The following is a 23,107-nucleotide window of genomic DNA, read 5'->3' on the forward strand; positions in this document are numbered from 1 at the left end:
AGCCTGGCGGCAGCAAGGGCGCAATAGGCCTGCTGCCGCCAATCCCTCTTTTTATACAGTGAGTAGAAAGATGCAAAATAAGCTATTACACGCGAAAGCCACCGTTCCGAACTGGGATCGCAACACGCTGGTTCCGCGAATTGTTCACCTGGGATTCGGCGCGTTTCATCGTGCGCATCAGGCCGTTTATGCAGATATTCTGGCTGCGGAACACGGCAGCGACTGGGGATACACCGAAGTTAACCTGATTGGCGGCGAGCAGCAGATCGCCGATCTGAAAAATCAGGATCGCCTCTATACGGTGGCGGAAATGTCGGCCGATGCCTGGACCGCCCGCGTGGTTGGCGTAGTGAAGAACGCGCTGCATGCGCAGGTGGATGGCCTGGAAACGGTGCTGGCTGCCATGTGCGAGCCGCAGGTTGCCATTGTATCGTTGACGATCACGGAAAAAGGCTACTGCCACTCTCCGGCTACCGGCCAGTTGATGCTCGATCACCCGGCTATCGTTGCCGATCTGCAAAACCCTCAGCAGCCAAAATCAGCGCCGGGCGTTATTGTCGCCGCGCTGGCGCGCCGCAGAGCGGCGGGTCTCCCGGCGTTTACCGTGATGTCCTGCGACAATATGCCGGAAAACGGTCATGTCATGCGCAACGTAATATGCGCCTATGCGCAAGCCGTTGATGCCGGGCTGGCTGCCTGGATTGCGCAGAACGTGACGTTCCCCTCCACGATGGTGGATCGTATCGTCCCGGCGATGACGGCGGAAACGCTGGATAAGATTGAACAGCTTACCGGCGTGCGCGACCCGGCAGGCGTGGCCTGCGAGCCATTCCGCCAGTGGGTTATCGAGGATAACTTTGTCGCAGGCCGCCCGGAATGGGAAAAGGCCGGAGCCGAACTGGTGGCTGACGTGCTGCCGTTTGAAGAGATGAAGCTGCGTATGCTTAATGGCAGCCACTCTTTCCTCGCTTATCTGGGTTATCTTTCCGGCTATCAGCACATTAATGAGTGTATGGAAGATGAGCACTTCCGACGCGCCGCGAGGGCGCTGATGCTGGAAGAGCAGGCGCCGACGCTGAACGTGACGGGGGTGGATCTCACCCGCTATGCCGATATGCTGATTGCGCGCTACAGCAACACGGGGCTGCGTCACCGTACCTGGCAGATTGCAATGGACGGCAGCCAGAAACTGCCGCAGCGCATGCTGGATTCCGTTCGCTGGCACCTGGTTCACCACCATCGTTTCGATCTGCTGGCGCTGGGCGTTGCGGGCTGGATGCGTTACGTCGGCGGGGTGGATGAACAGGGAAACCGTATTGACGTTAGCGATCCGCTGTTGCCGGTCTTGCAGAATGCGGTGATGCAGAGCGCGGAAGGCGAGGCGCGGGTAAAAGCGCTGCTGGGCGTGGAGGCCATTTTCGGGAACGAATTACCGCATGAGCCGCTGTTTGTGGCGCAGGTAACGCAGGCTTACCTGTCGCTGCTGGAAAACGGCGCGAAAGCGACGGTTGCCCGCTATATCTCTGAACGGTAAAGCGTAAAGGAGTGCCGCCAGATAACGACGGCACTCCTGCGTTGACTGACGCCCCTCATTCATCAACCCTTTTCCTCTTTTTTCTCTCCCGTCGCTTCCTTCTGCGCTAAACAGTGACTAAACAGCGATGATGTCGTTTTAACGATGTAACGCACCTGCGCGAATTAGCGATGTCCGCCACAAAATTCACATATCACTCCCACTGATGAAAGGAAGCGACTTGCTTTTGTACAGGGAGGCGGATAGCTTCTGTAACGTTACACTAAAACGTTACAGAAGAAACATACAGCAGTTTTTCTCATTTACTCTCCTGGCGATTTAGCGGTGCCAGACGGCGTTATCGCTACCCTAATGGTATGTGGAAGGACAATCATGATGGAAATAAAACAGCTTCGTTCGACCAGACGTTTTTTAGCTTTAGCTTGCTTAAGTACCGCGCTGATAGCGGGCAGTGTGGTGACTTCTTTTGCTCAGGCAGCGCTTAATTTTCGCGTTTACTCCTCTCTGCCCGGGGATGATTCCTCCGCGCACTATATCTGGTTTACCCGTTTTCAGGAGAACCTGAACAAAAACGAAAAATTGAAAGGGCAAATTAAGCTCAACTATTTCGCCAACGGGATGTTAGGAAAAGAGGCCGATGCCACGCAGCAGGTACGCATTGGCGCAATCAATATGATGATCTCCGGCACCTCGATTTGGGCCACGCTGGTGCCTGAAATCGGCGTTCTGGATCTGGGTTATCTGTTTAAAGATTACGACCAGGTTGGCAAAACGCTGGACGGAAAAGCGGGCGAGCAGCTTTCTGCGTTAATGCTGAATAAAGCCAACGTTATGGTGCTGGGTTATGGCTATAACTTAGGCGCGCGTAACGTGTATACCAAAAAGGCCATTGAAAAACCTGAAGATTTAAAGAATCTGAAAATCCGCGTTCTGCCAGTGCCTAACTTTATCGCCACGCTGAATCATATGGGCGCGGTGGCGATTCCGATGCCGGGCGGCGAGGTCTATTCCAGTCTGCAAATGGGCGTTATCGACGGCGTTGAACATGATGCGCCGACCATCTACTCCAGCAAATATTATGAAATTATCAAGAATGGCACCCTGACCCGCCATAGCTTTAACCCGCTGATGATAGCCATGAATAAGAAGAGCTTCGAGCAAATTCCAGAAGCGCTGCGGGCCGACGTCCTTGCGGCGGCGCAGGAAGCCACAGAGTACGAGCGCCAGCAGGCAAGCCAGAAAGAGCAGGAAGCGATTAAAAACCTGGAAGCCAAAGGGGTGACATTCCGCGAGACCGATCGCGCGTACTTTGCGCAGCAGGTGCAGCCGGTCTGGAAGGCATTCCTCGATCAATATCCTGATATGAAACCGATTGTTGATGAGATTACCGCCGCGGCGCCAGGCGATAAGTCGTAATACGTGAGCCGCCGATTCAGCCGGTTTTGGGGTGGGTCGGCGGTATCACCCGGTAAGCCCATGAAAGGAGTCCAACATGGCAGATATCTCTATGAAAGCAAAGGATGAAAATGCTTTGCTGATGCTGTTAGGCCGACTGAGCAGAGGCTTAACGACCTTAACATCCTGGGCCGGGGCACTGGTGCTGTTTATCAACGTACTGGTGGTATTCGCATCCGTTATCTGGCGCTACGCATTGCATTCACCGATTCACTGGGCGGAAGAGGTGGCGCGTGCGCTGATGATTGCCCTCGTCTTTTTTGGCGTGGCCACGTCCACAGGCAGAGGCGGGCATATTGGCGTCGATCTGTTCCTGCGTTTTTTGCCCGAGCAGGTGCGCCCTTATGTTATCCATGCCAGTCGTTGGGTGCTGTTTCTGGTGTCGGTGGGGCTGGTGATTTCCAGTTATGACCTGGTGCAGGCCGCGCGGGTACAAACGACCGAGACCGGCCTGCCGCAGACGATTTACGTTATCCCGGTGTTGATCGGTTCCGTGGTAATGATGGTGGCCGCGCTGGAACATGCGCTGCATGAACGCGCGCGGGTTGTTCTGCTCAGCGGCGGCGGAATCCTGGTGCTGGCGGCGCTGGGGTATCTGAAACTCTCGCTGATGGCCGATCCGGCCAGCGCGGCGGCGGGGCTGATGCTGATCTGTTTTGCGCTGGGTATCCTGGCCGGTGTGCCTATCGCGTTTACGCTGGGCATGTCCGCAATGGTGTTCTTTATTTGCGATCCGTCGTTACCGTTTGTCTTTTTCTCTCAGCAGGTTGCCGCCGGGGTGGATCACTTCGTTCTGCTGGCGATTCCGTTCTTTTTACTTGCGGGGGCGGCAATGGAAATCAACGGGATGTCGACGCGTCTGGTTGAGCTGATTGTGCGCGGGATGGGGCGCTTTCGCGGCGGGTTAAACATGACGACCGTGCTGTCGATGGCCTTCTTCTCCGGGATTTCCGGTTCCAAACTGGCGGATGTCGCTGCGGTGGGCGGTGTCTTGATGCCTGCGGTGCGTCGCGCTAAGCAGGACAGCGAAGAGGCCGCAGGGGTGTTCGCCGCATCGGCGGTGATGGCGGAGACCATTCCTCCGTGCGTAAATCTGATCGTCATGGGGTTTGTGGCGAATATCTCCATCGGCGCGCTGTTTATCGCCGGCCTGGTTCCCGCCGTCTGCCTGCTGATACTGCTGATGATCGCGGCCAACCGTTTCGGCGGAAAAATTAACGTCAGCGAGGCTTACCCGGTTTTACGCCCGCGTGCGCAGCTCTACCTTGGCGCCGCCGTGGGGCTGGTCATGATCTTTATGATTGGCCGTGGGGTGATGATGGGGATTGCCACCTCGACAGAAATCTCCGCCTTTGCGGTGATTTACGCCATCGTTGTCGGTCGCCTGGCGTTTCGCGAGCTGACGCTGAAAGCGACGGTAAAAATGTTTATTGATATCGCGGCTATGTCCGGCGTGCTGCTGTTCATCGTCGCCTGTGCGACCAGCCTTTCTTATGCGCTGACGATACAGATGATTCCGCAGCAAATCGCTGAACTGCTGGTGGGGATTGGGATGGAACAGGGCGCCTGGCTGTTCCTGCTGTTGACCATTGTGATTCTGATTATCTTTGGCGCGGTTCTGGAAGGTGCGCCAGCGTTGATCATTTTCGCCCCTATCCTGGTGCCAATCGCCATTCAGCTTGGGTTTAACCCGCTGCATTTCGGTATTGTCATGATTCTGGCGATGGGCTTTGGCTTATTTTCACCGCCGATTGGATTAGGGCTGTATACCACCTGCGCCATCTGCGGCGTGGAGATGAAACATGTTATTCGGCCAATGGCGAAATATCTGGCGGTTGTTTTCGTCGGCATCATCATTGTGGCGATGGCACCGCCATTAACCACCTGGTTGCCTGGACTGGCAGGCTACTGATTATTCATTACGGATATTCGCCACGCTCAGTGGCGGGGATGTCCGCGTGCTGAAAATGGCAGTAACGCGACAGGTTATCGCCTGGCGATGTTTAAATCTGAATAAGTGGAGTATGAAATGGGATCATTAGTGGGTAAAAAAGTTTTTATTACCGGTGCGGAACAGGGTATTGGTAAAGAAACGGCCAGAAAATTAATTGAGGCCGGATGTGATATCTATATTCATTATTTCAGCGGCGAAGAAGGCCCACGAGAATTAATGGCCATTGCGGAGCAAAAGGGAGGCCGGGCGGCTTGCGGTTATGCTGATTTAACGAATGAGGAAGATGCCGCGCGGTGCGTTGCGCAGGGCGCGGCGTTTCTTGGCGGCATCGATATTCTGGTGAATAACGTTGGTGGAATTATCGCCCGAAAATGGCTCGGCGAGATCGAACCACAGTTCTGGCGTACCGTTATTGACGTGAATATGACCACGATGCTCAATGTCACCCAGCAGGCGTTACCCTGGCTGAAAGCCTCGCCAGATGGGGCGAGCATTGTGAATCTGGCGTCATTAGCCGGTCGTTCCGGCGGCCATGCGGGCTCTCTGGTTTATTCCACCACGAAAGGCGCCGTCTTGACCTGGACGCGCTCACTTGCCGCCGAACTGGGCGAATCTGGCATTCGGGTGAACGCCGTGGCCCCAGGATTGATTCTGGGCACCCGTTTTCACAATCAGCATACGACGCAGGCGTCTGCCGACCAGACGATTCAGGCTATTCCTTTGGGGCGCGCCGGTACGCCTGAGGATGTCGCCCGGGTGATCTGTTTCCTCGCCTCTGAATATGATGGTTTCGTCTCTGGCGCGACGATTGATATTAATGGCGGTATTTATCGGGCGTAAAAGCGGGCGGGTTGTAAAACCCGCCTGATTTAAAAGGGACTCTTTATGATAAAGTCAGATATTATTCATCCTGATTTATTACAGGCACTGGCGCAGTGCGGTCATAAAGCCAATATTCTGATCGCGGATGCGAATTACTCTTTCCTGACCAACTCGTCACCGCAGGCACGTATTATCTGGCTTAACTTTTCTCCCGGCTTAATTGGCAGCGTGATGATTCTGGAGAAAATTCTTGGTTATATTAACGTAGAGAAAGCGACGTTAATGACGGGCCCGGCTGAATTTGATAACACGATTGAGCGTGAATACCGTGGTCTGCTTTCAGAAATGACGGAACTTTCTCATGTTGAGCGAAATGCGTTTTACGCGCTGGCAAAATCATCGGATACGCTGCTGGTGATTGCGTCAGGCGAAACCCGCCGTTTTGCCAATATTCTCCTCACCGTCGGCCCGACATTACTCTGAGAAGACGAGAAGAACGCGACGTTCTTCTCGCGTTATTCTCATCGTATATTTTCCGCTTCCCGCACCGATTGTCGGCATACCAGGGAAGGGGGAAACAAAAACTCGTCGGGAGGGATTGCCGGAGTCTCTATTCGGGCGATCAGGCGCTCAACCATTACGTCCGCCATCTCCGTGAGCGGCGGCATAATAGAGGTCAGGCCGGGGTAAACCAGGCCAGAGAGTGAAATATTGTCGATACCGACGAGAGAGATCTCTTCCGGCACGCGGATGCGGGCTTCGTGCAAACCACTCATCAAACCAATGCCAAGCGCATCGTTAATGGCGACGATGCCGTCAGGACGAAGGGATTGCTGGCAGAGGGTTTGCGCCAGAGAACGGCCCAGTTCGGTCATTTCGGTATCTCCGTAGGCGGCCATCGCTTTTCCTTCGATGATCATCCCTTCACGATACATGCCGTGCTGGCGTACCGCGCTGAGAAAGCCTTCTATTTTATGCGCGCGGCTGGGGGTCATTCCTGCGACGGTCGCAAACGCGAGGCGGCGACACCCGCGCGCGATAAGATGCTCTGCCGCCATTCGGCCCGCCTCAACGTTATCCATCGACACACTGTCCAGCGCGAAACCGCCAGAGTCAACGCTTGCGGGCATACGGCCATCGTAGTTCACCATTATCATGCCCTGCGCCGCCGCGCGGGCGAAATGCGGCTTTTCGATATCACAGGCGGCCACAATAATTCCGCGAACACCATGAGCAAACATATCTTCCAGAAACGCTTCTTCCTCTTCGATTTGGCGATAGGTGTTGCCGATCAGCACGCGGTAGAGGTGTTTTTTGGCGGCCAGATCCACTTCACGCGCCAGTGCCGCAAAGCTGGGGTTCACGATGGATGGCACCAGCAACCCGATCATTTTTGCCTGCCCCGTTTTGAGTTGCTGGGCGACCCGGTTGGGGAAATAGTTGAGCGTTTGCATGCTTTGCTGAATGCGCGCCAGCGTTTCCGGGCGCATTTGATCGGCGCGGCCGTTAAGCACATTGGACACCGTGCTGACGGAAACGCCCGCATGCTTTGCGACATCTCGAATGTTTGCCATACATCTCCTTTGCAGCAATCGGTGAATGGCGGCTCATTCAGTATCGCCATCGGGATAGCAGAGTATAAACTACAACGGTTTAGTGTAACGTTACAGCTAATCGTGTCAATGCCATAAATCCCGTAACCGTTGTTCACACAATGAAAAATCTAAATAACATTGATAATGAGTTTCACTCTCATTATCATGTTGGCTGTGCGGGTTTCGGTGATTATTCTTCGTATCAAGGATGGACACAGAACATATATATGGAAAACCCTTCCCATACATAAAACGAGCATTTTTGTTCGGGTTTCATTCAATAAAACCCCATTTTAAAGGGTTTTTTTCGTGTCCTTGTATTCATGAGATTAATGATGAAAAGCAGCGCAAAAAATAATTATTCTCTGCAAAAATCCTTGCTGGCATTCGCGATTGGTGCCGCCGCTCACGGTGTTTACGCAGCAGAAGACACTACCGGGAAAGAAGATACGATGGTCGTTGAGGCCAAATCCGCAAACAGTGGTTTTAAAGCCGGTGGCGACGCGCAGGTGCCCGCGTTCCTGGAGGGGCAGGTTGCCCACGGAGGACGACTGGGGGTTCTGGGCGAACAAAAAGCGATGGATGTGCCGTTTAACGTTATCGGTTACACCTCAAAACTGGTGGAAGACCAGCAGGCGAAGACCATCGGCGAGGTGCTGAAAAACGACGCCGCAGTACAGCCCGTACAGGGATACGGGAACTTCTCAGAAAACTATCGTATTCGCGGCTTTGAGCTGGCGGGGGATGACGTGACCTGGGGCGGTCTGGCTGGCGTGCTGCCGCGTCAGGTTGTGGATGCTTCGCTGTTTGAGCGCGTGGAAGTGTTTAAAGGCGCCAGCTCTTTCGTGAACGGCGCAGCAAGTTCCGGCGTGGGCGGTATGGTCAACATGGAGCCGAAACATGCTGATGACCTGCCGCTGACGCGCCTGGGAGTGGATTACACCTCTTCAACTCAGGTAGGCACCACGCTGGATGCCGGTCGTCGTTTTGGCGATAACAATCAGTTTGGCGCGCGAGTAAACATTCTGCATCGTGAAGGCGAAACCGCCGTTGATAACGAGAAAAAACGCACGACGCTGGCCGCCCTCGGGCTGGATTATCGCGGCGATAAACTGCGCTCCTCGCTGGATGTCGCCGCCCAGAAAAAGACGTTCCACGGCGGGACGATGGGAATTAACTTAAGCGGCGTCGATTTCGTGCCGGATGTACCGAACAACACGGATAACTACAGCCAGAAGTGGGGCTACAGTGATATCACTAACCAGTTCGGTATGGCGCGCGCTGAATACGACATCCTGAATAACTGGACGGTCTACGGCGGCGCCGGGGCGCAACATGCGCATGAAACCGGGATTTATACCGCGCCAAAATTACTGGACAGATCGGGTGATGCTGTCGTCAATGTGCTGTATACCAACCGTATTATTGACGCGTTCAGCAGTATGGCGGGTATTCGCGGCGAATTTGATACCTGGTCGGTCAGCCATAAGGTGAACCTGGGCTATTCGGCGGTGATCAAACGCGATAAAACGGCATGGCGTATGAACTGGGCCAACCCTGGCTCCATGACCAATATCTATGACAACCATGACGTGCCGATGCCGCAGTGGGATCTCGCCGGCGGCAACTATCACGATCCGCTGACAACCTCCCGAAACCGTACTCAGGGTTATCTCCTCAGCGATACGCTGGGATTCTTTGATGACCAGGTGCTGCTGACCGTCGCCGCGCGTAATCAGAAAGTGGTGGTGCGTAACTACAGCAATGCGACCGGTGAAGAAGACACTGACTCTCGCTATACGGAAAGTCGATGGATGCCGACCTACGGTATCGTATATAAGCCGTGGGACACGGTGTCACTGTATGCCAACCACACCGAGGCATTACAGCCGGGTGAAAACATTACCGATCAGGAGTCGCCGGATTACGGTAAAAGCATCGGTATTCTGCACTCTAAGCAAAATGAAGTGGGTGTGAAAATTGATTTCGGCACCGTCGGCGGTAGCCTGGCGCTGTTTGAGATTAAGAAACCGTCCGTGATTAAGAACGAGACGACGCAGGAATATTCGACCGATGGCGAGCAGCGTAACCGGGGTGTGGAAGTTAACCTGTTTGGTGAGCCGGTCTACGGTCTGCGTCTGAACAGCAGTGCGACCTGGTTACAGCCGAAACTGACCAAAACGCAGGATGGCGTCAATCAGGGGAATGATGCTTCCGGTACTCCACGTTTCACCGCCGTTCTCGGTGCTGAATATGATATCCGGCAGGTTGATGGGCTGACCGCTACCGCGCGACTGAATCACACCGGCTCGCAGTATGACGGCGCCGCCAATGAGAAGAAGCTGGACAGTTACACCACGCTTAACCTCGGCGTTCGTTACCGGATGCGCGTAAACCAGGAGCAGAATGAGATGGTATGGCGTTTAGGGGTGGATAACGTCACCAACGAGCAATACTGGTCTGGCGTATCCGACTACGATGGCGTGTATGTGTTCCGTGGCGAACCGCGTACCCTGAAGCTGTCTGTTAATTACGACTTCTGAGTTAAAAACGGGCAGGGATGCCCGGTAGTAATGCCGGATGACGGCTTCGCCTTATCCGGCCTACGGTATTACGGTATGGTGCGGGTAATGCCGGATGGTGGCTTTGCCTTATCCGGCCTACGGTACTACGGTGTGGTGCGGGTAATGCCGGATGGCGGCTTTGCCTTATCCGGCCTACGGTACTACGGTGTGGTGCGGGTAATGCCGGATGACGGCTTCGCCTTATCCGGCCTACGGTATTACGGTGTGGTGCGGGTAATGCCGGATGGCGGCTTTGCCTTATCCGGCCTACGGTACTACGGTGTGGTGCGGGTAATGCCGGATGGTGGCTTTGCCTTATCCGGCCTACGGTACTGCGGTGTGGTGCGGGTAATGCCGGATGGCGACTTCGCCTTATCCGGCCTACGGTACTACGGTGTGGTGAGATTGTAGGCCCGATAAGCTTGCGCCATCGGGCAACCGAACCGGCTATGATGATTTCTGAAACTCGCTGACGGTTTCCCACGCAATCTGCTGCAATGCTTTTGCGGTGGCTGGGGTCATATCCGTGTCTACGGGCAACGCTCCGCCCACTGGCGACTGGTTATACAGCGTGGCAAAGAACACACAGGCGGCTAAATAGGTTCCTGCGATGGAAGGGTGTACGCCATCGTGGTAATAAAGATTAATTTCCGGGTGTGCTTTACGCGCTTTTTCAAAAGCCAGGCCGACCGGCGCGACATAGCCGCCAGTTTTCTGCGCAATGGAAACATAGGCGTCAGCAAGTTTCTGTATATCCTCTGGTTGATCCCGCTTTGCCCAGGTCATGAAGTACACGACTTTTGAACCTGCCTGATGCGCCATATCCGCCATTTTTGTCGCGGATTCGATGAAATTCTGCCGGGTGCTCTCTTTCTGTGAGATCGTCTCCGTGGAGTTGCCTTGCAAGATGACAACGTCCCATTTTTGCAATGTATTCTGATAGGCGAGATTATGAATTTGCCAGCCTAAATGACCGCTTGAGATGGTGATCCCCCGATATTTATACCCTTTCGCGTGGTTCGGTAGTAAAGAACGCGTCAGATCCCGCAACCGGGTATTAATATTGTTGTTATAGAACGTAAACGAGTTGCCATACAGCGCGACAATTTTATTATCCCCCTCTATTTTTGCATAGGGTGAGGGCGCTAATAGCGCATCAGCATGCACACATAAACTGCCAAATAAAAAAGTTGATGCAAGGGATAACTGCATTATTCTTTTCATAAATCACCTGTCAAAAGTCATAGCGGAGTCCAACGATGAGCGCGTCATCATTGACTTTTTGGTTTTTATTGGCGAAGGCTTTATCGTAAGTAAATGATAACCAGGTATCATCGGCTAATGTTATTTGTGTTTCGACACGCCAGTCCTCTTTTTCATAGACGGATTTATCTTTCTCATCCAGGAAACTGTAACCGGTAAGGAATTTAAATTTACCGTATTTCCAGGACAGTAATGAATCCATGCCTTTAAAGTCATTGTCGCTTTTATTATCGCGCGCAATGGATGTGCGTAATGCGGTGACGGCGGCTTCAACGTTCTTATAGCTGAGCTGCAAGCCTGCCATGATCTGGTCGTTTTGATTCCGGCCATCAGTGGTTTTTACGCCATCCTGGCGTTTATAACGGCTGGCGGCAATCGCCGGTGTGAGTCTGAAATCCCCCAGTCTGAGCGTGTTTCTGTAACTGGCCATTGCGCCATAATCCAGAGCTTCATTACTGCTGCCATTGCCCGCGACCCACGCCAGCTGTATCTCATTGCCTGCAAATTTAGCATTCCATTGTACGGTGCCGTCCTGGCGGTTGAACTGGTAGGAGTCATCAATGGTGGTGATGCCGTAGCTGTAAATATTCGGCGTAAAGTTTTTATATTTATCAGTCATTTTCATGACCTGATACAACGGGTTTTTGGTCCTGCCGACAATCAGTTCGCCCCAGGTTTTATTGGACAAACCAATATAGGAGTAGCGCGCTTTTAAATCGCTATCCCCGGTATTGCTGTCGTTTTTTTCGGTTCGCACCTGCCATTCCAGACGGCCTACGATCTTTGTCTCGGGGATAAAATCCAAATCCCGGGTGAGGTAAATCCCCAGACGGCCACCCAGATTCGTTCGCGTTTCGCTTCCGGCATAAGAGTTTTCTCCGCTGGCAATTTTACCTTCTACACGGCCATAAATATCCAGCGTATTTCCATCTTTATTATAGATACTCATCGCATATGAGGAGGTTGTCATCCCCGTCAGTAGAATGAGTGAAATAATTTTTATTTTCATAGCATCCCCAGAAAACAATAGTTAGCTTATTTGTCTGTTCGAGTGAGCGGTTTATCGCAGGGGGGATTGTTCTGGAAAAAAGGAAAGTCATGATATGGGAATTATTTTTTCTCATTACAAAATGTGATTTTTAGCGCATAACGATGTCCTGTTTTATCGTGTTGCTAAATTTAATGGTGATTATTTGCGAAAAGTTAAAGCAAAGCGAAATACGCGTTGCACTAACAAAGCAACTCATTGTGATAGCTATCTCATTTTTGTGTTTTTCGGGTGTTAAAAAGGGAAAGCAAAATTCTCATGACGTATTTTATGAATGGGAATTTTATTTTCCCCTGTTAATCAGTTGGCCGATCCCGCAAGATTCATTCACGACCTTTTATATTAAGATGCTTTATATTGCCGGAGAGTCGTAGTATGTACGGTAAGCAAACAACAGTATTTGATTCTGACCTCTATTCATCGCTCTTTACCGAGAGTCGGATGCGGGAAATCTGGTCTGACGACAATCTGCTTCGCTGCTGGTTGACGTTTGAAGCAACGGTAGCGCGCGTGCAAAGCGAGCTGGGCATTATTCCTGAACAGGCGGCGATTGAAATCGAGCAGGCATGTCAGAACATCGAGATAAACTGGCCTGCCTTAGCCCAGGGAACGCAAACGGTGGGCATGGCGATTAAGCCCTTGATCGACCAGATTTCGGCTGCTGGCTCTCCGTTGGTTAGCCGCTATCTCCACTGGGGATGCACCACCCAGGATCTGCTGGACTCCGGCGTGGCGATGCGATTACAGCAGACGCTGCAACGGGTATATCAGCAACTGATTGAGGTAGGGGAAGAGATGAAGGGCATGGCCTTAAAGCATGCCCGCACCGTTATGGTTGCGCGCACCAATTCGGTTGATGCCTCCGCCACGACCTGGGGGCTGCATGTCTCCGGCTATCTGGCGGAGGTGAATCGGCATCTGAACCGGCTGCAACAGCTCTATCCCCGGGCGATTACGGGTCTGTTTGGCGGCGCGGTGGGGAATCTTGCCTCCGTCGGCTCTCAGGGAATGGCGACGCGTGAGCGGTTGATGCGGGCGCTGGGGCTAAACGTCCCCTGTGGTATAAACAATGCCAGCCAGGATGCAATTGTTGAAGTGGTTCAATGCTTTGCGCTGATTCACGGTACGCTCTGCCGCCTGGCGAATGACGTGGAAACTCTGGGACGCACCCCCATCGCGGAAGTGCTTGAAGGCGAGGGCGGCGGAGGCTCCAGCACCATGCCGCACAAGGCTAATCCGCGCGCCAGCAATATGATTCAGACGCTGGCGAGGATGGGCTGGATGTACGCCTCCGGCGCGCCTGCGATGTTGGATCAGCAGGATGTGCGCGCGGCGTCGATGAGAGTATTAAACTGGACGATTCTACCCGAGGCGTCGAACGCCTTATCGGTCAGTCTTAGCCGGGCCAAAAAGCTGCTTTCCCACCTTATTGTGAATGAAGACAGAATGCGCGCTAATTTTGACTGCTCGAAATCTTTCATTATGTCGGAATCGATTACGATGAGTCTGGCGAACAAAATAGGGCGAGAATCCGCTTATAATTTAGTTAAAGCGCTGCTCAGTCAGGCGAATGGTGAGCAAAGTCTTATCGACATTGTCCACGCCAGCCCGGAAATTCGGGCGTCGTTATCCGCAGAAGAAATTGCCGATGCCTGCGAGCCGTTGTCTTATATTGGTTGCAACGATGCGCTGATTGCCGAGACCCTCGCGCGGTTTGATGAAATGAAAGTCATCGATATTGCGTAGCGCTTTATGTCGGGAGCGTCCCTCCCGACTCTGCTGGTCAGGTATTATGTGAAGAAGCGGAAAATGTCTCAAAGAAGAGAAACAACTCTTCCAGTTGGGCAAAGTTGCCTTCATTGTCACTCTTCTCATAAGCCAGATGCAGAATCAGTTCGATAAAAAAGAAACCGAGAATTCGGCTTTGAAAAATGGACTCCACGTCGCTTGGCAGGACAAACTGAAGATCGCAGAATTTACCGTAAGGATTGGCATCAGAATTGGTGATCAGCACAACGGTCGCATTTTTCTTTCTGAACCATTTCGCGATATTGAGTGCGACCCGGTTAAAGCGATAGTAGGAGAATACGATCAGAACATCATCTGGTTCGATGTTTATCAGGCACTTGGGCAACTCGCTGATGTCGGTAGGCAGAAGAGTGATGTTGCTGCGAAAGTACTTTAACAACGTACAAAAATGCAGCGCCATCGCATGGGAGGAGGAAGGGCCGACCACATAAATATGGCGCTGGCTGTTGAGTACCAGTTCGATGAATTTATTCAGGCTATCGATGCTGATAGTCTGTTTAAAACCATTAAATAATGAAGTGACTTTATTATTAAAGGTCTCAACAATCTGTTCTGTTTTGGTGGTGTTTTTAGGCCGCTGGCGACTGTTTTTCTCAAAAGGCGCGGCGATTTTGTTTTTTGACAGCGTGGTATCCAGCGCTCTTCTGAAAGCCGCATAGCCGGTAAAACCGACTTTATTCAGAAAGCGCCCGATGGTTGCTTTGCTCACGGCGGCATTCTGGGAAAGATCGACAATCCCATGATAAGGTAATTCGCTGAAGTGTTTATTAATATAGTCATTAAGCCGACATTCAGACTCGGTCAGGTCACCAATATTTTGGGTGAGTGAATTATACTCATCCAGACTTAATGTGTTTTTTCTGTACATGTGCAGTACCCGGTGACGTTTTATATTGAGATTGTTATATGAAAAGATACCTCTGCCGTCAATCATTCCGTGGCTGGCAATTTAGTAAAACGTCTTATTTTCTGCGGGATCGCGCCCCATGTAGATAAGATGCGATCTTACTCACAAAAAAATATGGGAAAAGCCCTTTCCCATATTTTATAGCACGGTGGTTTATTACGATTAAATTGACAGTACAATTATTTAATACCGTGAACTGACGGACATATTCTCATGGCAATATGTATGAGCAGGTTTTTAGCTGTTGGTGAAAACGCTGCTTGCATAAGGCTGACATCTCTGATTTGTATGGTATAGGGATTGTTGTTATGACTGCATTTATTATAGCAATAGTGATAACAGTAATTGCCGCGTGGTTAATTGTGAAAAATTACCAGCCGCAAACTGTGTTATTATTCGCGGGGCTGGCGTTATTAACAGTTACCGTTCTGTTTTACCCAGAGAATAGTATTCTTTATGGTAAAGCAAAATCTACCGGGTCAACCTGGCTGGATATCTTCAGTTTTGCAAAAGAGTCTTTGACCACGCAAATCGCGGGTATCGGCTTAATTATTATGGCGGCGGGGGGATTCGCCAGTTATATGGATCACATCAAAGCCTCGAATGCGATGGTGAATATGTGTATTCGTCCCTTGCAGGTCATTAAAGCGCCTTATCTTATTCTTGCGCTGGGCTACATTTGCGCGCAGCTTCTGCATGTGGCGATCTCCAGCGCAGCCGGGCTGGCGATGTTATTACTGGTGACGTTCTTTCCCGTTCTGGTGCGGCTGGGCGTCAGTAAAGCGTCCGCTGCCGCGATGATCGGCCTGTGCGCGTTTATGGATCTTGGCCCGGCGGTTGGAACGGCGAATCTTGCGGCCAAACATGCCGGAATGGAAAGCGCGATTTACTTTGCGCACTATCAAATGCCGGTGGCGGTTGTGGTTATGCTGGCCGTCGCGGTGGTGATTTTCTTTACCGCCAAATATTTCGATAAAAAAGATGGGTTTGTTCCGGGGACGGAAGAGGTTGCCGAAGCGGAAGAGGAAGGACGCAAAGTGCCCGCCATTTATGCGCTGCTGCCCGTATTGCCCGTCATTCTGGTTCTGGTTTTCAGCCCGCTGGCGATCGCATCCATCAAAATTGACGTTGTGACGGCGATGATCCTCGGGGCGGTGGTCGCTTTTTTCTTCGAGCTGTTCACCACGCGTGATTTCCGCGCCTGTTGCAAAGGGTTGCAGGTATTTTTCAAAGGAATGGGAAGCATGTTTACCAGTATTGTTTCTTTACTGGTCTGCGCGGATATCTATGCCCAGGGGCTACAGAAAATCGGCGCAGTGGACTATCTCCTTCAGTCTGTACAAAGCGCTGGTCTGGGCTTTACCAGTATGACGCTGGTGATGACGGCGCTGGTAGGCGTTACTGCGGTATTAACCGGTTCTGGCGTGGCGGCATTCTTCTCCTTTTCCGGGCTGGCGCCCTCTATCGCGGCGAAGTTTGGTGAAAGCGCGGTCAATATGATTCTGCCTATGCAACTGATGGCGGGAATGGGGCGCTCTATTTCTCCGGTTGCAGGCATCATTATCGCCGTGAGCAAAGCGGGCGAATGCTCACCGTTTATGATCGTCAGAAGAACGCTGCTCCCGGCGCTGGCGGGGATTGCCGCGATGTTGATTGCCAACTATGTGCTGATTTAACGCTTTTCTTATTACCGGGTTTAACTCATGGACAGCAACGTGACACACGATGTTTTATACGTCCCGTTTACGGGGAAACTGTTACTGGAATCGCCGTTATTGAATAAGGGGAGCAGTTTTACTCAGCAAGAGCGGAATGATTTTAATCTTAATGGATTGTTGCCCTGCGCTATCGAAAATATTGATGAGCAAGCGGAACGCGCTTACCAACAATATCTGGAGGCGGAGTCTGATAACGCGCGGCATATTTATTTGCGTAATATCCAGGATACGAATGAGACGCTATTTTATTACCTGCTGAAAAAACATCTCCCGGAAATGCTGCCGATTGTTTATACCCCGACTGTTGGCGCGGCCTGTGAAAAGTTTTCCGGGATTTACCGTCGCGCCAGAGGGGTCTTTATTTCATGGCCCGATCGCGAACGTATTGACGATATTCTGCATGATATCCCGAGACACGATATCAAAGTGATTGTGGTGACGGACGGGGAACGCATTCTGGGACTGGGCGATCAGGGCGTTGGGGGAATGGGGATACCGATTGGCAAACTGTCGCTGTATACCGTTTGCGGCGGGGTAAATCCGGCGCATACGTTGCCCGTTATGCTGGATGTCGGGACAAACAATCCGCGATTATTAGACGATCCCCGCTATATGGGCTGGCGGCATCCGCGCATCACCGGTGAAGACTACTTTGCGTTTATCGGTATGTTCATCGCTGCGGTGAAACGTCGCTGGCCGGATGTATTGCTGCAATTTGAGGACTTTGCCCAGCATACTGCGGTTCCTTTGCTGCATCGTTATCGTGATGAGCTGTGCTGTTTTAATGATGATATTCAGGGAACGGCGTCGGTCGCGCTGGCGACAATTTTAGCGGCCTGCCGCGCCAGCCAGCGTGATTTTAATCAGCAGACGATGGTCATCGTTGGCGCAGGGGCGGCGGGTTGCGGCATTGCCCGCCATATCATCGCCTGCCGGGTGGCCGAAGGTATGGACGCCGCAGAGGCCAGCAAAACGATTTTCATGGTGGATCGCGACGGCCTGGTGATGACCACCGCCTCGTCGCTGGCTGATTTTCAGGTTCCGCTGGCGCAGCCTCCTGAAATGCTATCTGGATGGGCATACGCTGGCGTGACGCCGTCCTTGCTGGAGGTCATTAATAACGCGAAACCTGGCGTGATGTTGGGCGTTTCAGGGCAGGCGGGGCTGTTCACTGAAGAGGTGGTGCGTACGATGTATCGCCACTGCGAGCGCCCGATTATTATGCCGTTGTCTAACCCGACCTCCAGAATGGAGGCCCGGCCGCAGGACCTTATCCGCTGGACTGATGGACAGGCGATTATCGCAACGGGAAGCCCTTGTGAGCCGGTAGATTTTGCCGGACGTACGATACCGGTATCGCAGTGTAATAACGTGTATATCTTTCCTGCCATCGGTCTTGGCGCGATTGCCAGCGGCGCCAGGAGGATCACGGAAACGATGCTGATGGCGGCGAGCCGCGCGCTTGCCGACGCCTCGCCTTCGGTGCGTCATCATGGCGGAGGACTGCTGCCGGAAATCAACATGATATGTGATGTAACCCACCGTATTGCCTTTGCGGTGGGGAAGGCGGCGCAGCTGTCCGGCGTAGCGGATGCGCTGGATGATGCAGTGCTGACACAGCGCATTACGGCGCATTTTTGGCTACCGCACTATCGTCCTTATAAACGCCGTGCTATCTAGTTTTTGGCTATGAATGCTCCGCTTCGGCAGTCGCGCCGGAGCGGGCCCGGGCGTATTAATAAAAAATACAAGGCGATAAAAAATAAAGGTAAGGAATAAAACTGACATCATAAGTTGAAAAATAAAACTTCATTAGCCTGCGATGCATTGCGCGGATTGTGCAACTTCATGATATGTATTTAATTATTTTTGAAAGCGGATGCGCGGCCTTATACAAGGTCAGATGGACGACGGTTAATTAAAATGCTGTTTTTATTTTATGTGGGGAAAACCTTATTCAGAGCGATCGAAATAAGTAAAGAATTGCGGATAAATGTCGTTATAACACTTATCCAAACCGATCGAGACCCTACCCCATGATGTGGAAAACAACTCAAGCCCGAGTGACACTCCTGCTTATAAGTTTTTTTGTTATATTACTGTTGGTTACGTTTGTTGTTATCAAACAATTCGTCTCTCCGCAGATTATTGCAACGGAAACCAGAAATATAAGAGCCACGGTCGGGCTGCAAAGTGACGCGATAAAAGAGCAAATGAACCGCGTTAAAGCGCAGCAGCGCACGATCACCGAACTGGTTTCCGGGCTTCAGAGCGATCAAATTGACGCGCTCTTGCCGCTGTTTGTGAACCAGTATGGCGATCTGAACGTTTTTGGCGGCGGCATCTGGCCATTACCCGGGCTGCGCGAGCCGGGCCGCGACAAATTCAGCACTTTTTATGCGCGCGATGCCGGTGGCGTGCTCCAGCTTAATACGGTCTGGAACCAGCCGGAGTCAGAAAAATACTGGGAACAGCCGTGGTATAAAGACGGTATGGCTGCGCCAAAAGGTGAGTGTGCATGGGCCAAAGCCTACCAGGATTCGGCCAGCCCGCAGCCGAGAACCAACTGCGCGATGACAATCTGGAAAGAGGGAAAGGCCTGGGGTGTCGCCACTATCGATGTGACGTTGGGCTTTTTTAACCAACTGGCAAAAGAGATGGGGAAGGCGGTCGAGGGAACCGTATTAATTGTTGAGTCTGATGGCAAAATTGTTGGGAACGGCGCGCCGACTCAAGGCAATACCGCATTGATGAATGTGCGCGATTTGAATATTCCGTCAGCTTTACCGCTGCTCAATCTGCTGAGCCAGGGGCAAAAAGCGGAATATGAGGGCGGCTATGACGGCGAAGACGGCGCCCATTCGCTGTTTGTTTTGTCGATAGAAGGCAGCCCGTGGTATCTGGTGATTGATACGCCCAGCAGCAACCTGGTGCGCCAGTCTAATGCGATACTGACAACACTCACGCTCGTGCAGACGGTGATCGGCCTTATCATTGTTCTTGTCCTGATGCTGATTGTGCGCAACATTTTCAGGAATGTGACGCTGCTGAACAGGAACATAGAGGCGCTATCCGGCGGCGGCGCCGATCTCACGCAACGGCTTGTGGAAAGTAAAAGCCCGGAATTTAATGCCATCATCAATAACTTTAATAAATTCATCGCGTTCCTTCAGGATTTGATGCAGCAGGTTGGGCACAGCTCCTCGGCAATTTCTTCCGCTTCGCGGCAGATCGCCGGAGGAAACCTGGATCTCTCCTCCCGTACGGAAGAACAGTCCGCTTCCATTGTTGAAACGGCGGCGTCGATGGAGCAGCTCACCAGCACCGTACGGCAAAATGCGGAGAATGCGTTGCAGGCGAACAGGCTGGCGACACAGGCTTCCGACGCGGCGAAAGCGGGGGCTTCAGTGGTCAATGACGTGGTTGCCACAATGAGCAACATCAATGATTCATCCTCAAAAGTGGTGGAAATCATCAGCGTAATTGATGGCATCGCGTTCCAGACCAATATTCTGGCGCTGAACGCGGCGGTTGAAGCGGCGCGTGCCGGTGAGAATGGCCGTGGTTTTGCCGTCGTTGCCGGTGAGGTGCGTTCTCTTGCGCAGCGAAGCGCCCAGTCCGCGCAGGAAATTAAGAAGCTCATTGAAGAATCGGTCAGCAGTATTGAGCAAGGTAGCGGTCTGGTTCGCCAGGCGGGTACGACAATGGACGGCTTAATGGAGAAGGTTGAAGACGTGAGCGTTTTAATCTCTGAGATCAGCTCCTCAAGCGATGAGCAAAGTCGTGGAATTGAGCAGATTAATATCGCCATTACTCAGCTTGATAGCGCGACCCAGCAGAATGCGGCGCTGGTAGAAGAGGTTGCCGCAGCGGCCCAGTCAATGGAATCGCAAACCGAGATGCTTGAAAAAGTGGTCGGCAGCTTCAAACTCTGAAAAGCGGTATAACGAAACGCGCAGCATGATGGGGTTAGCCCTTCGCCGGACCGTGGAACACGTCGGTCTCAGAAAAGTTATCCCCTGTCATGCGGCGCTCTATGAAACCAGTAAGGCGCAGCGTACGTTCAGCGAGGTGCGGGATGTTTCGGTAAAAATTGCTGGATTATCTCCGGCAGACGATCGTGAGTGATGGGCGGCGAGAAAAGATAGCCCTGAAAGCGGTCAACTCCCAGCGCTTTCAACTGATTGAATTTCTCCAGACTATCGACGCCTTCGGCAATACAGCGGCTCTGCGTCAACTGGCAGTAATAGAGCAGACTCTTTATCAGCGCCAGTGCATGTGGATCGCGTTGAAAATCATTCACGATACTCATATCCAGCTTGTAGCCGCTAAAGCGGATTGTCCTGACGGGAAACATTACGCTGCTGTGTGAAAAGCAGTCATCGAGGAAGATGCGAAAGCCTTGCCGTTGGATTTTGTCCATATTTTCTGCTGTTCTTCCTTGCTGATGCAGATCGACCGTTTCTGCAAATTCCAGCACTAATCTACCCGACCATTGCGGCTGCTGTAGCTGCTGGCGCGCCGTTTCCATCATCCGCAGCAGGTTTTCGTGGTTGGCGATGCAGGGTGGAATATTTATTGAGAACCAGAACTTACCCTGGTGTTGGTTAATGTTCTGGATTGCTATTTGTAGCACAAAGGCCGTGAGCAGAAGCCAGGCGTATTCGGCGTGGATCTGCGGCAGAAATTCGCCGGGAAGCAATACGTTGTCGCCTCTTCTCCAGCGGGAAAGGATTTCAACCCCCTGCAACCGCAGGTGGCCGTCGGTTATGGGTTGAAATACCGGGAATACCTGTTGGCTATGAATGGCATGGATAAATTCGCGCTCAAAGGGAGATAGCGCGGCGATGAGCTGATTGTTGTGAGTCTTGCTCTGGCTTCCAGGAAAGCGGGTAATCAGATGCGGGTGAGACGCCACCATCTTTTTTAGTCCTGACGTTCTTTGATTATAAAGTGTTTTCTGGCTCACACCGCGGATCTTCGCCTGTGTGTTGATGCTGTACCCGTACAGAAGAGAGAGGGTGGCGCTCAATTCCGTTTTACTTAACCCTGCTGCCGGTTTGCCCTGTATCTGCGCGTCTAAAAAGGACAATTGCTGGAGTTTCGGGTATTGCAGGAAGTCCCCCTGTAGCAGCGCTGACAGTTGTTTCCCAGGAAGGTCGGAGGCGACCGCCCGGACGGCGGTAAGTTGCCGTTTATCAGGAACATGGTAGAGCAGCGTTTGCCATAGCCAGGCGGATGGACTACGGCTCAGGATCAGCATGGGTAGCGGTGTTTCTGCCTCAGCAAGCAGGAAGGCGGCTTCCCTAAGAATAAACAGCAGCCAGTAAGGATCGTCAGGGAGAAAAACGACAATCCTTCCGACCTCGGATGTTAGCTGTAGCGAAAGGCGCTCCTGCGTCTGGTGTTGCAGCAGCACCGGTCGCCGTTGACCGCAGGTCATCGTTCTGGCGAGTCCTTCCGCCGCCATTGAACAGGGAGACAGGATATAGTCCACCCTTGTTTTCTCCAGCGAGGAGGGAGGGTTACTGGTAAACAAATGTCACCCCGATGATCGACTGTACGTTGCCCGCCGTGACCTGGCCGCTGGTGCGCGCGTAGGTTGCGGTTAAGCCAAGATTTACCGGCGATGTGCCGACCGTGCCCAGTGCTACGGTGTTGTTAGCGGGAACAACACTACCGTATCGGGTCATCTGAACGCCGATACCCTGCGCCGCTGAGGAGGACGCGGTGTTGCTGAAAATAGAGTTGGCGGCATCGACGGTCGTACCTGAGAGGTAATAGCCGAGGTTCTGGTTTTGCGCACAGTGGACAGTGACCGGCACGGCCATTGAGCCGGGATAGTCTGGAAGCGTCACGGTGACATCACGCGCTGATACGTCGCATCCTCCAGTAGGGACAACAACATTATTGTTGGCGTAAATATTCCAGATGAAATTATTCGGGTTTCCGTCGCTGGCCACTTTATGCATATTCAATTGCGCGATGAGTTCGCCAGAGTTGATGACGACGCCTCCCGCTGCTCCGGTCGCGGTCAGATACATGCGCAGCGGCAATCCGCGATAATCCGTATGAGTGATGGTATAGACGGATGAATTACCGTTCATCGGCAAAGGATACGTATTCCCCGCCCAGTAAACGCTCCCCGTAAACGCCGCAAGCGCGCCACCGAAGGCGGAACCGCTGGTTAAATTGATGTAGTCAATGATAGAGCCGCCGGAGGAGTCGTTTTTACAGGAAACTGAAGAGGATAAATCTACGACCAGGTTTTGACCTACTCCAACAGATGGTGTCAGGTTTACATAGACATTCGCTGACCCTGAGGTCATGGTCTGCCCGGTATCATTGACTTTACAGGTGAATGCCGCAGCATCCAGCGACCAACCCATCAGCAGCAGCGTGGTGAATAGCACGATGATTTTTTTCATGACAAACTCT

The 23,107-nt window shown here is 52.4% G+C and carries 17 protein-coding genes; 11 read left to right on the top strand and 6 right to left on the bottom strand.

Annotation, left to right across the window (positions count from 1 at the left end; all coding sequences use genetic code 11):
• Nucleotides 1-70 precede the first annotated feature (70 nt).
• The 5 genes from OGV67_RS19160 (at nucleotide 71) to OGV67_RS19180 (ending at nucleotide 6,248) form a co-directional block, all read left to right on the top strand.
• On the top strand, nucleotides 71-1,534 hold the full coding sequence (locus tag OGV67_RS19160) for a mannitol dehydrogenase family protein (protein ID WP_115615235.1): 1,464 nt from the start codon (nucleotides 71-73) through the stop codon (nucleotides 1,532-1,534).
• A 372-nt stretch (nucleotides 1,535-1,906) separates the two neighbouring features.
• Entirely contained in the window at nucleotides 1,907-2,950 is a 1,044-nt protein-coding gene (locus OGV67_RS19165) for a TRAP transporter substrate-binding protein (RefSeq protein WP_012134504.1), read from the top strand.
• A gap of 76 nt (nucleotides 2,951-3,026) precedes the next feature.
• On the top strand, nucleotides 3,027-4,901 hold the full coding sequence (locus OGV67_RS19170; protein WP_058668440.1) for a TRAP transporter large permease: 1,875 nt from the start codon (nucleotides 3,027-3,029) through the stop codon (nucleotides 4,899-4,901).
• Between the two features lie 117 nt (nucleotides 4,902-5,018).
• Complete coding sequence (locus OGV67_RS19175) at nucleotides 5,019-5,783, top strand: SDR family NAD(P)-dependent oxidoreductase (protein WP_012134502.1); 765 nt, start codon at nucleotides 5,019-5,021, stop codon at nucleotides 5,781-5,783.
• 45 nt (nucleotides 5,784-5,828) lie between these two features.
• The gene (locus OGV67_RS19180) at nucleotides 5,829-6,248 is read left to right on the top strand and encodes an RbsD/FucU family protein (RefSeq protein ID WP_286465919.1); all 420 of its coding nucleotides are present in this window, start codon (nucleotides 5,829-5,831) and stop codon (nucleotides 6,246-6,248) included.
• Between the two features lie 38 nt (nucleotides 6,249-6,286).
• Here OGV67_RS19180 and OGV67_RS19185 read toward each other — a convergent pair whose 3' ends face one another.
• A complete protein-coding gene (locus OGV67_RS19185) occupies nucleotides 6,287-7,354 on the bottom strand; it encodes a LacI family DNA-binding transcriptional regulator (RefSeq protein ID WP_338405124.1) in 1,068 nt (355 codons plus the stop codon).
• Nucleotides 7,355-7,695: 341 nt separating this feature from the next.
• Between OGV67_RS19185 and OGV67_RS19190 the strand changes: the two genes are divergently transcribed.
• A complete protein-coding gene (locus OGV67_RS19190) occupies nucleotides 7,696-9,903 on the top strand; it encodes a TonB-dependent receptor (protein ID WP_165383390.1) in 2,208 nt (735 codons plus the stop codon).
• A 30-nt stretch (nucleotides 9,904-9,933) separates the two neighbouring features.
• Complete coding sequence (locus OGV67_RS19195) at nucleotides 9,934-10,335, top strand: hypothetical protein (protein ID WP_115615233.1); 402 nt, start codon at nucleotides 9,934-9,936, stop codon at nucleotides 10,333-10,335.
• A 36-nt stretch (nucleotides 10,336-10,371) separates the two neighbouring features.
• On the opposite strand, the gene OGV67_RS19200 is transcribed toward OGV67_RS19195, so the two are convergent.
• Nucleotides 10,372-11,148 (bottom strand): SGNH/GDSL hydrolase family protein, encoded by a 777-nt coding sequence (locus OGV67_RS19200; RefSeq protein WP_012134496.1) that lies wholly within the window; start codon nucleotides 11,146-11,148, stop codon nucleotides 10,372-10,374.
• A 10-nt stretch (nucleotides 11,149-11,158) separates the two neighbouring features.
• Nucleotides 11,159-12,196: a porin gene (locus OGV67_RS19205; protein ID WP_199971727.1), complete on the bottom strand. Its 1,038-nt coding sequence runs from the start codon at nucleotides 12,194-12,196 to the stop codon at nucleotides 11,159-11,161.
• Nucleotides 12,197-12,610: 414 nt separating this feature from the next.
• Between OGV67_RS19205 and OGV67_RS19210 the strand changes: the two genes are divergently transcribed.
• On the top strand, nucleotides 12,611-13,981 hold the full coding sequence (locus tag OGV67_RS19210; protein ID WP_115615230.1) for a class-II fumarase/aspartase family protein: 1,371 nt from the start codon (nucleotides 12,611-12,613) through the stop codon (nucleotides 13,979-13,981).
• 37 nt (nucleotides 13,982-14,018) lie between these two features.
• On the opposite strand, the gene OGV67_RS19215 is transcribed toward OGV67_RS19210, so the two are convergent.
• A complete protein-coding gene (locus OGV67_RS19215; protein WP_047463819.1) occupies nucleotides 14,019-14,912 on the bottom strand; it encodes a MurR/RpiR family transcriptional regulator in 894 nt (297 codons plus the stop codon).
• Between the two features lie 347 nt (nucleotides 14,913-15,259).
• Between OGV67_RS19215 and dcuC the strand changes: the two genes are divergently transcribed.
• The 3 genes from dcuC to OGV67_RS19230 all read left to right on the top strand — a co-directional run bounded on the left by dcuC (nucleotide 15,260) and on the right by OGV67_RS19230 (nucleotide 20,604).
• Nucleotides 15,260-16,627, top strand: coding sequence for a C4-dicarboxylate transporter DcuC (gene dcuC / locus OGV67_RS19220; protein ID WP_047459531.1), 1,368 nt, complete (start codon nucleotides 15,260-15,262; stop codon nucleotides 16,625-16,627).
• A 27-nt stretch (nucleotides 16,628-16,654) separates the two neighbouring features.
• Nucleotides 16,655-18,349 (top strand): NAD-dependent malic enzyme, encoded by a 1,695-nt coding sequence (locus tag OGV67_RS19225; RefSeq protein ID WP_115615229.1) that lies wholly within the window; start codon nucleotides 16,655-16,657, stop codon nucleotides 18,347-18,349.
• Nucleotides 18,350-18,705: 356 nt separating this feature from the next.
• Nucleotides 18,706-20,604: a methyl-accepting chemotaxis protein gene (locus OGV67_RS19230; protein WP_077956845.1), complete on the top strand. Its 1,899-nt coding sequence runs from the start codon at nucleotides 18,706-18,708 to the stop codon at nucleotides 20,602-20,604.
• 128 nt (nucleotides 20,605-20,732) lie between these two features.
• Here the strand turns inward: OGV67_RS19230 and OGV67_RS19235 are convergent, their stop codons facing one another.
• Entirely contained in the window at nucleotides 20,733-22,166 is a 1,434-nt protein-coding gene (locus OGV67_RS19235; protein ID WP_374189576.1) for an EAL domain-containing protein, read from the bottom strand.
• 28 nt (nucleotides 22,167-22,194) lie between these two features.
• A complete protein-coding gene (locus OGV67_RS19240) occupies nucleotides 22,195-23,097 on the bottom strand; it encodes a fimbrial protein (RefSeq protein ID WP_115615227.1) in 903 nt (300 codons plus the stop codon).
• Nucleotides 23,098-23,107 lie beyond the last annotated feature (10 nt).

It is taken from the genome of Citrobacter sp. CK188 (assembly GCF_030333525.1).
Lineage (GTDB): Bacteria > Pseudomonadota > Gammaproteobacteria > Enterobacterales > Enterobacteriaceae > Citrobacter_B > Citrobacter_B koseri.

Excerpts from the sequence above, each read along its gene's own strand:
- OGV67_RS19175 (WP_012134502.1), top strand. The coding sequence starts at position 5,019 with ATGGGATCATTAGTGGGTAAAAAAGTTTTTATTACCGGTGCGGAACAG.
- OGV67_RS19225 (WP_115615229.1), top strand. The coding sequence starts at position 16,655 with ATGGACAGCAACGTGACACACGATGTTTTATACGTCCCGTTTACGGGG.
- OGV67_RS19210 (WP_115615230.1), top strand. The coding sequence starts at position 12,611 with ATGTACGGTAAGCAAACAACAGTATTTGATTCTGACCTCTATTCATCG.
- OGV67_RS19190 (WP_165383390.1), top strand. The coding sequence starts at position 7,696 with ATGAAAAGCAGCGCAAAAAATAATTATTCTCTGCAAAAATCCTTGCTG.
- OGV67_RS19180 (WP_286465919.1), top strand. The coding sequence starts at position 5,829 with ATGATAAAGTCAGATATTATTCATCCTGATTTATTACAGGCACTGGCG.
- OGV67_RS19165 (WP_012134504.1), top strand. The coding sequence starts at position 1,907 with ATGATGGAAATAAAACAGCTTCGTTCGACCAGACGTTTTTTAGCTTTA.
- OGV67_RS19215 (WP_047463819.1), bottom strand. The coding sequence starts at position 14,912 with ATGTACAGAAAAAACACATTAAGTCTGGATGAGTATAATTCACTCACC.
- OGV67_RS19170 (WP_058668440.1), top strand. The coding sequence starts at position 3,027 with ATGGCAGATATCTCTATGAAAGCAAAGGATGAAAATGCTTTGCTGATG.
- dcuC (WP_047459531.1), top strand. The coding sequence starts at position 15,260 with ATGACTGCATTTATTATAGCAATAGTGATAACAGTAATTGCCGCGTGG.
- OGV67_RS19230 (WP_077956845.1), top strand. The coding sequence starts at position 18,706 with ATGATGTGGAAAACAACTCAAGCCCGAGTGACACTCCTGCTTATAAGT.
- OGV67_RS19240 (WP_115615227.1), bottom strand. The coding sequence starts at position 23,097 with ATGAAAAAAATCATCGTGCTATTCACCACGCTGCTGCTGATGGGTTGG.
- OGV67_RS19200 (WP_012134496.1), bottom strand. The coding sequence starts at position 11,148 with ATGAAAAGAATAATGCAGTTATCCCTTGCATCAACTTTTTTATTTGGC.
- OGV67_RS19205 (WP_199971727.1), bottom strand. The coding sequence starts at position 12,196 with ATGAAAATAAAAATTATTTCACTCATTCTACTGACGGGGATGACAACC.
- OGV67_RS19195 (WP_115615233.1), top strand. The coding sequence starts at position 9,934 with ATGCCGGATGACGGCTTCGCCTTATCCGGCCTACGGTATTACGGTATG.
- OGV67_RS19160 (WP_115615235.1), top strand. The coding sequence starts at position 71 with ATGCAAAATAAGCTATTACACGCGAAAGCCACCGTTCCGAACTGGGAT.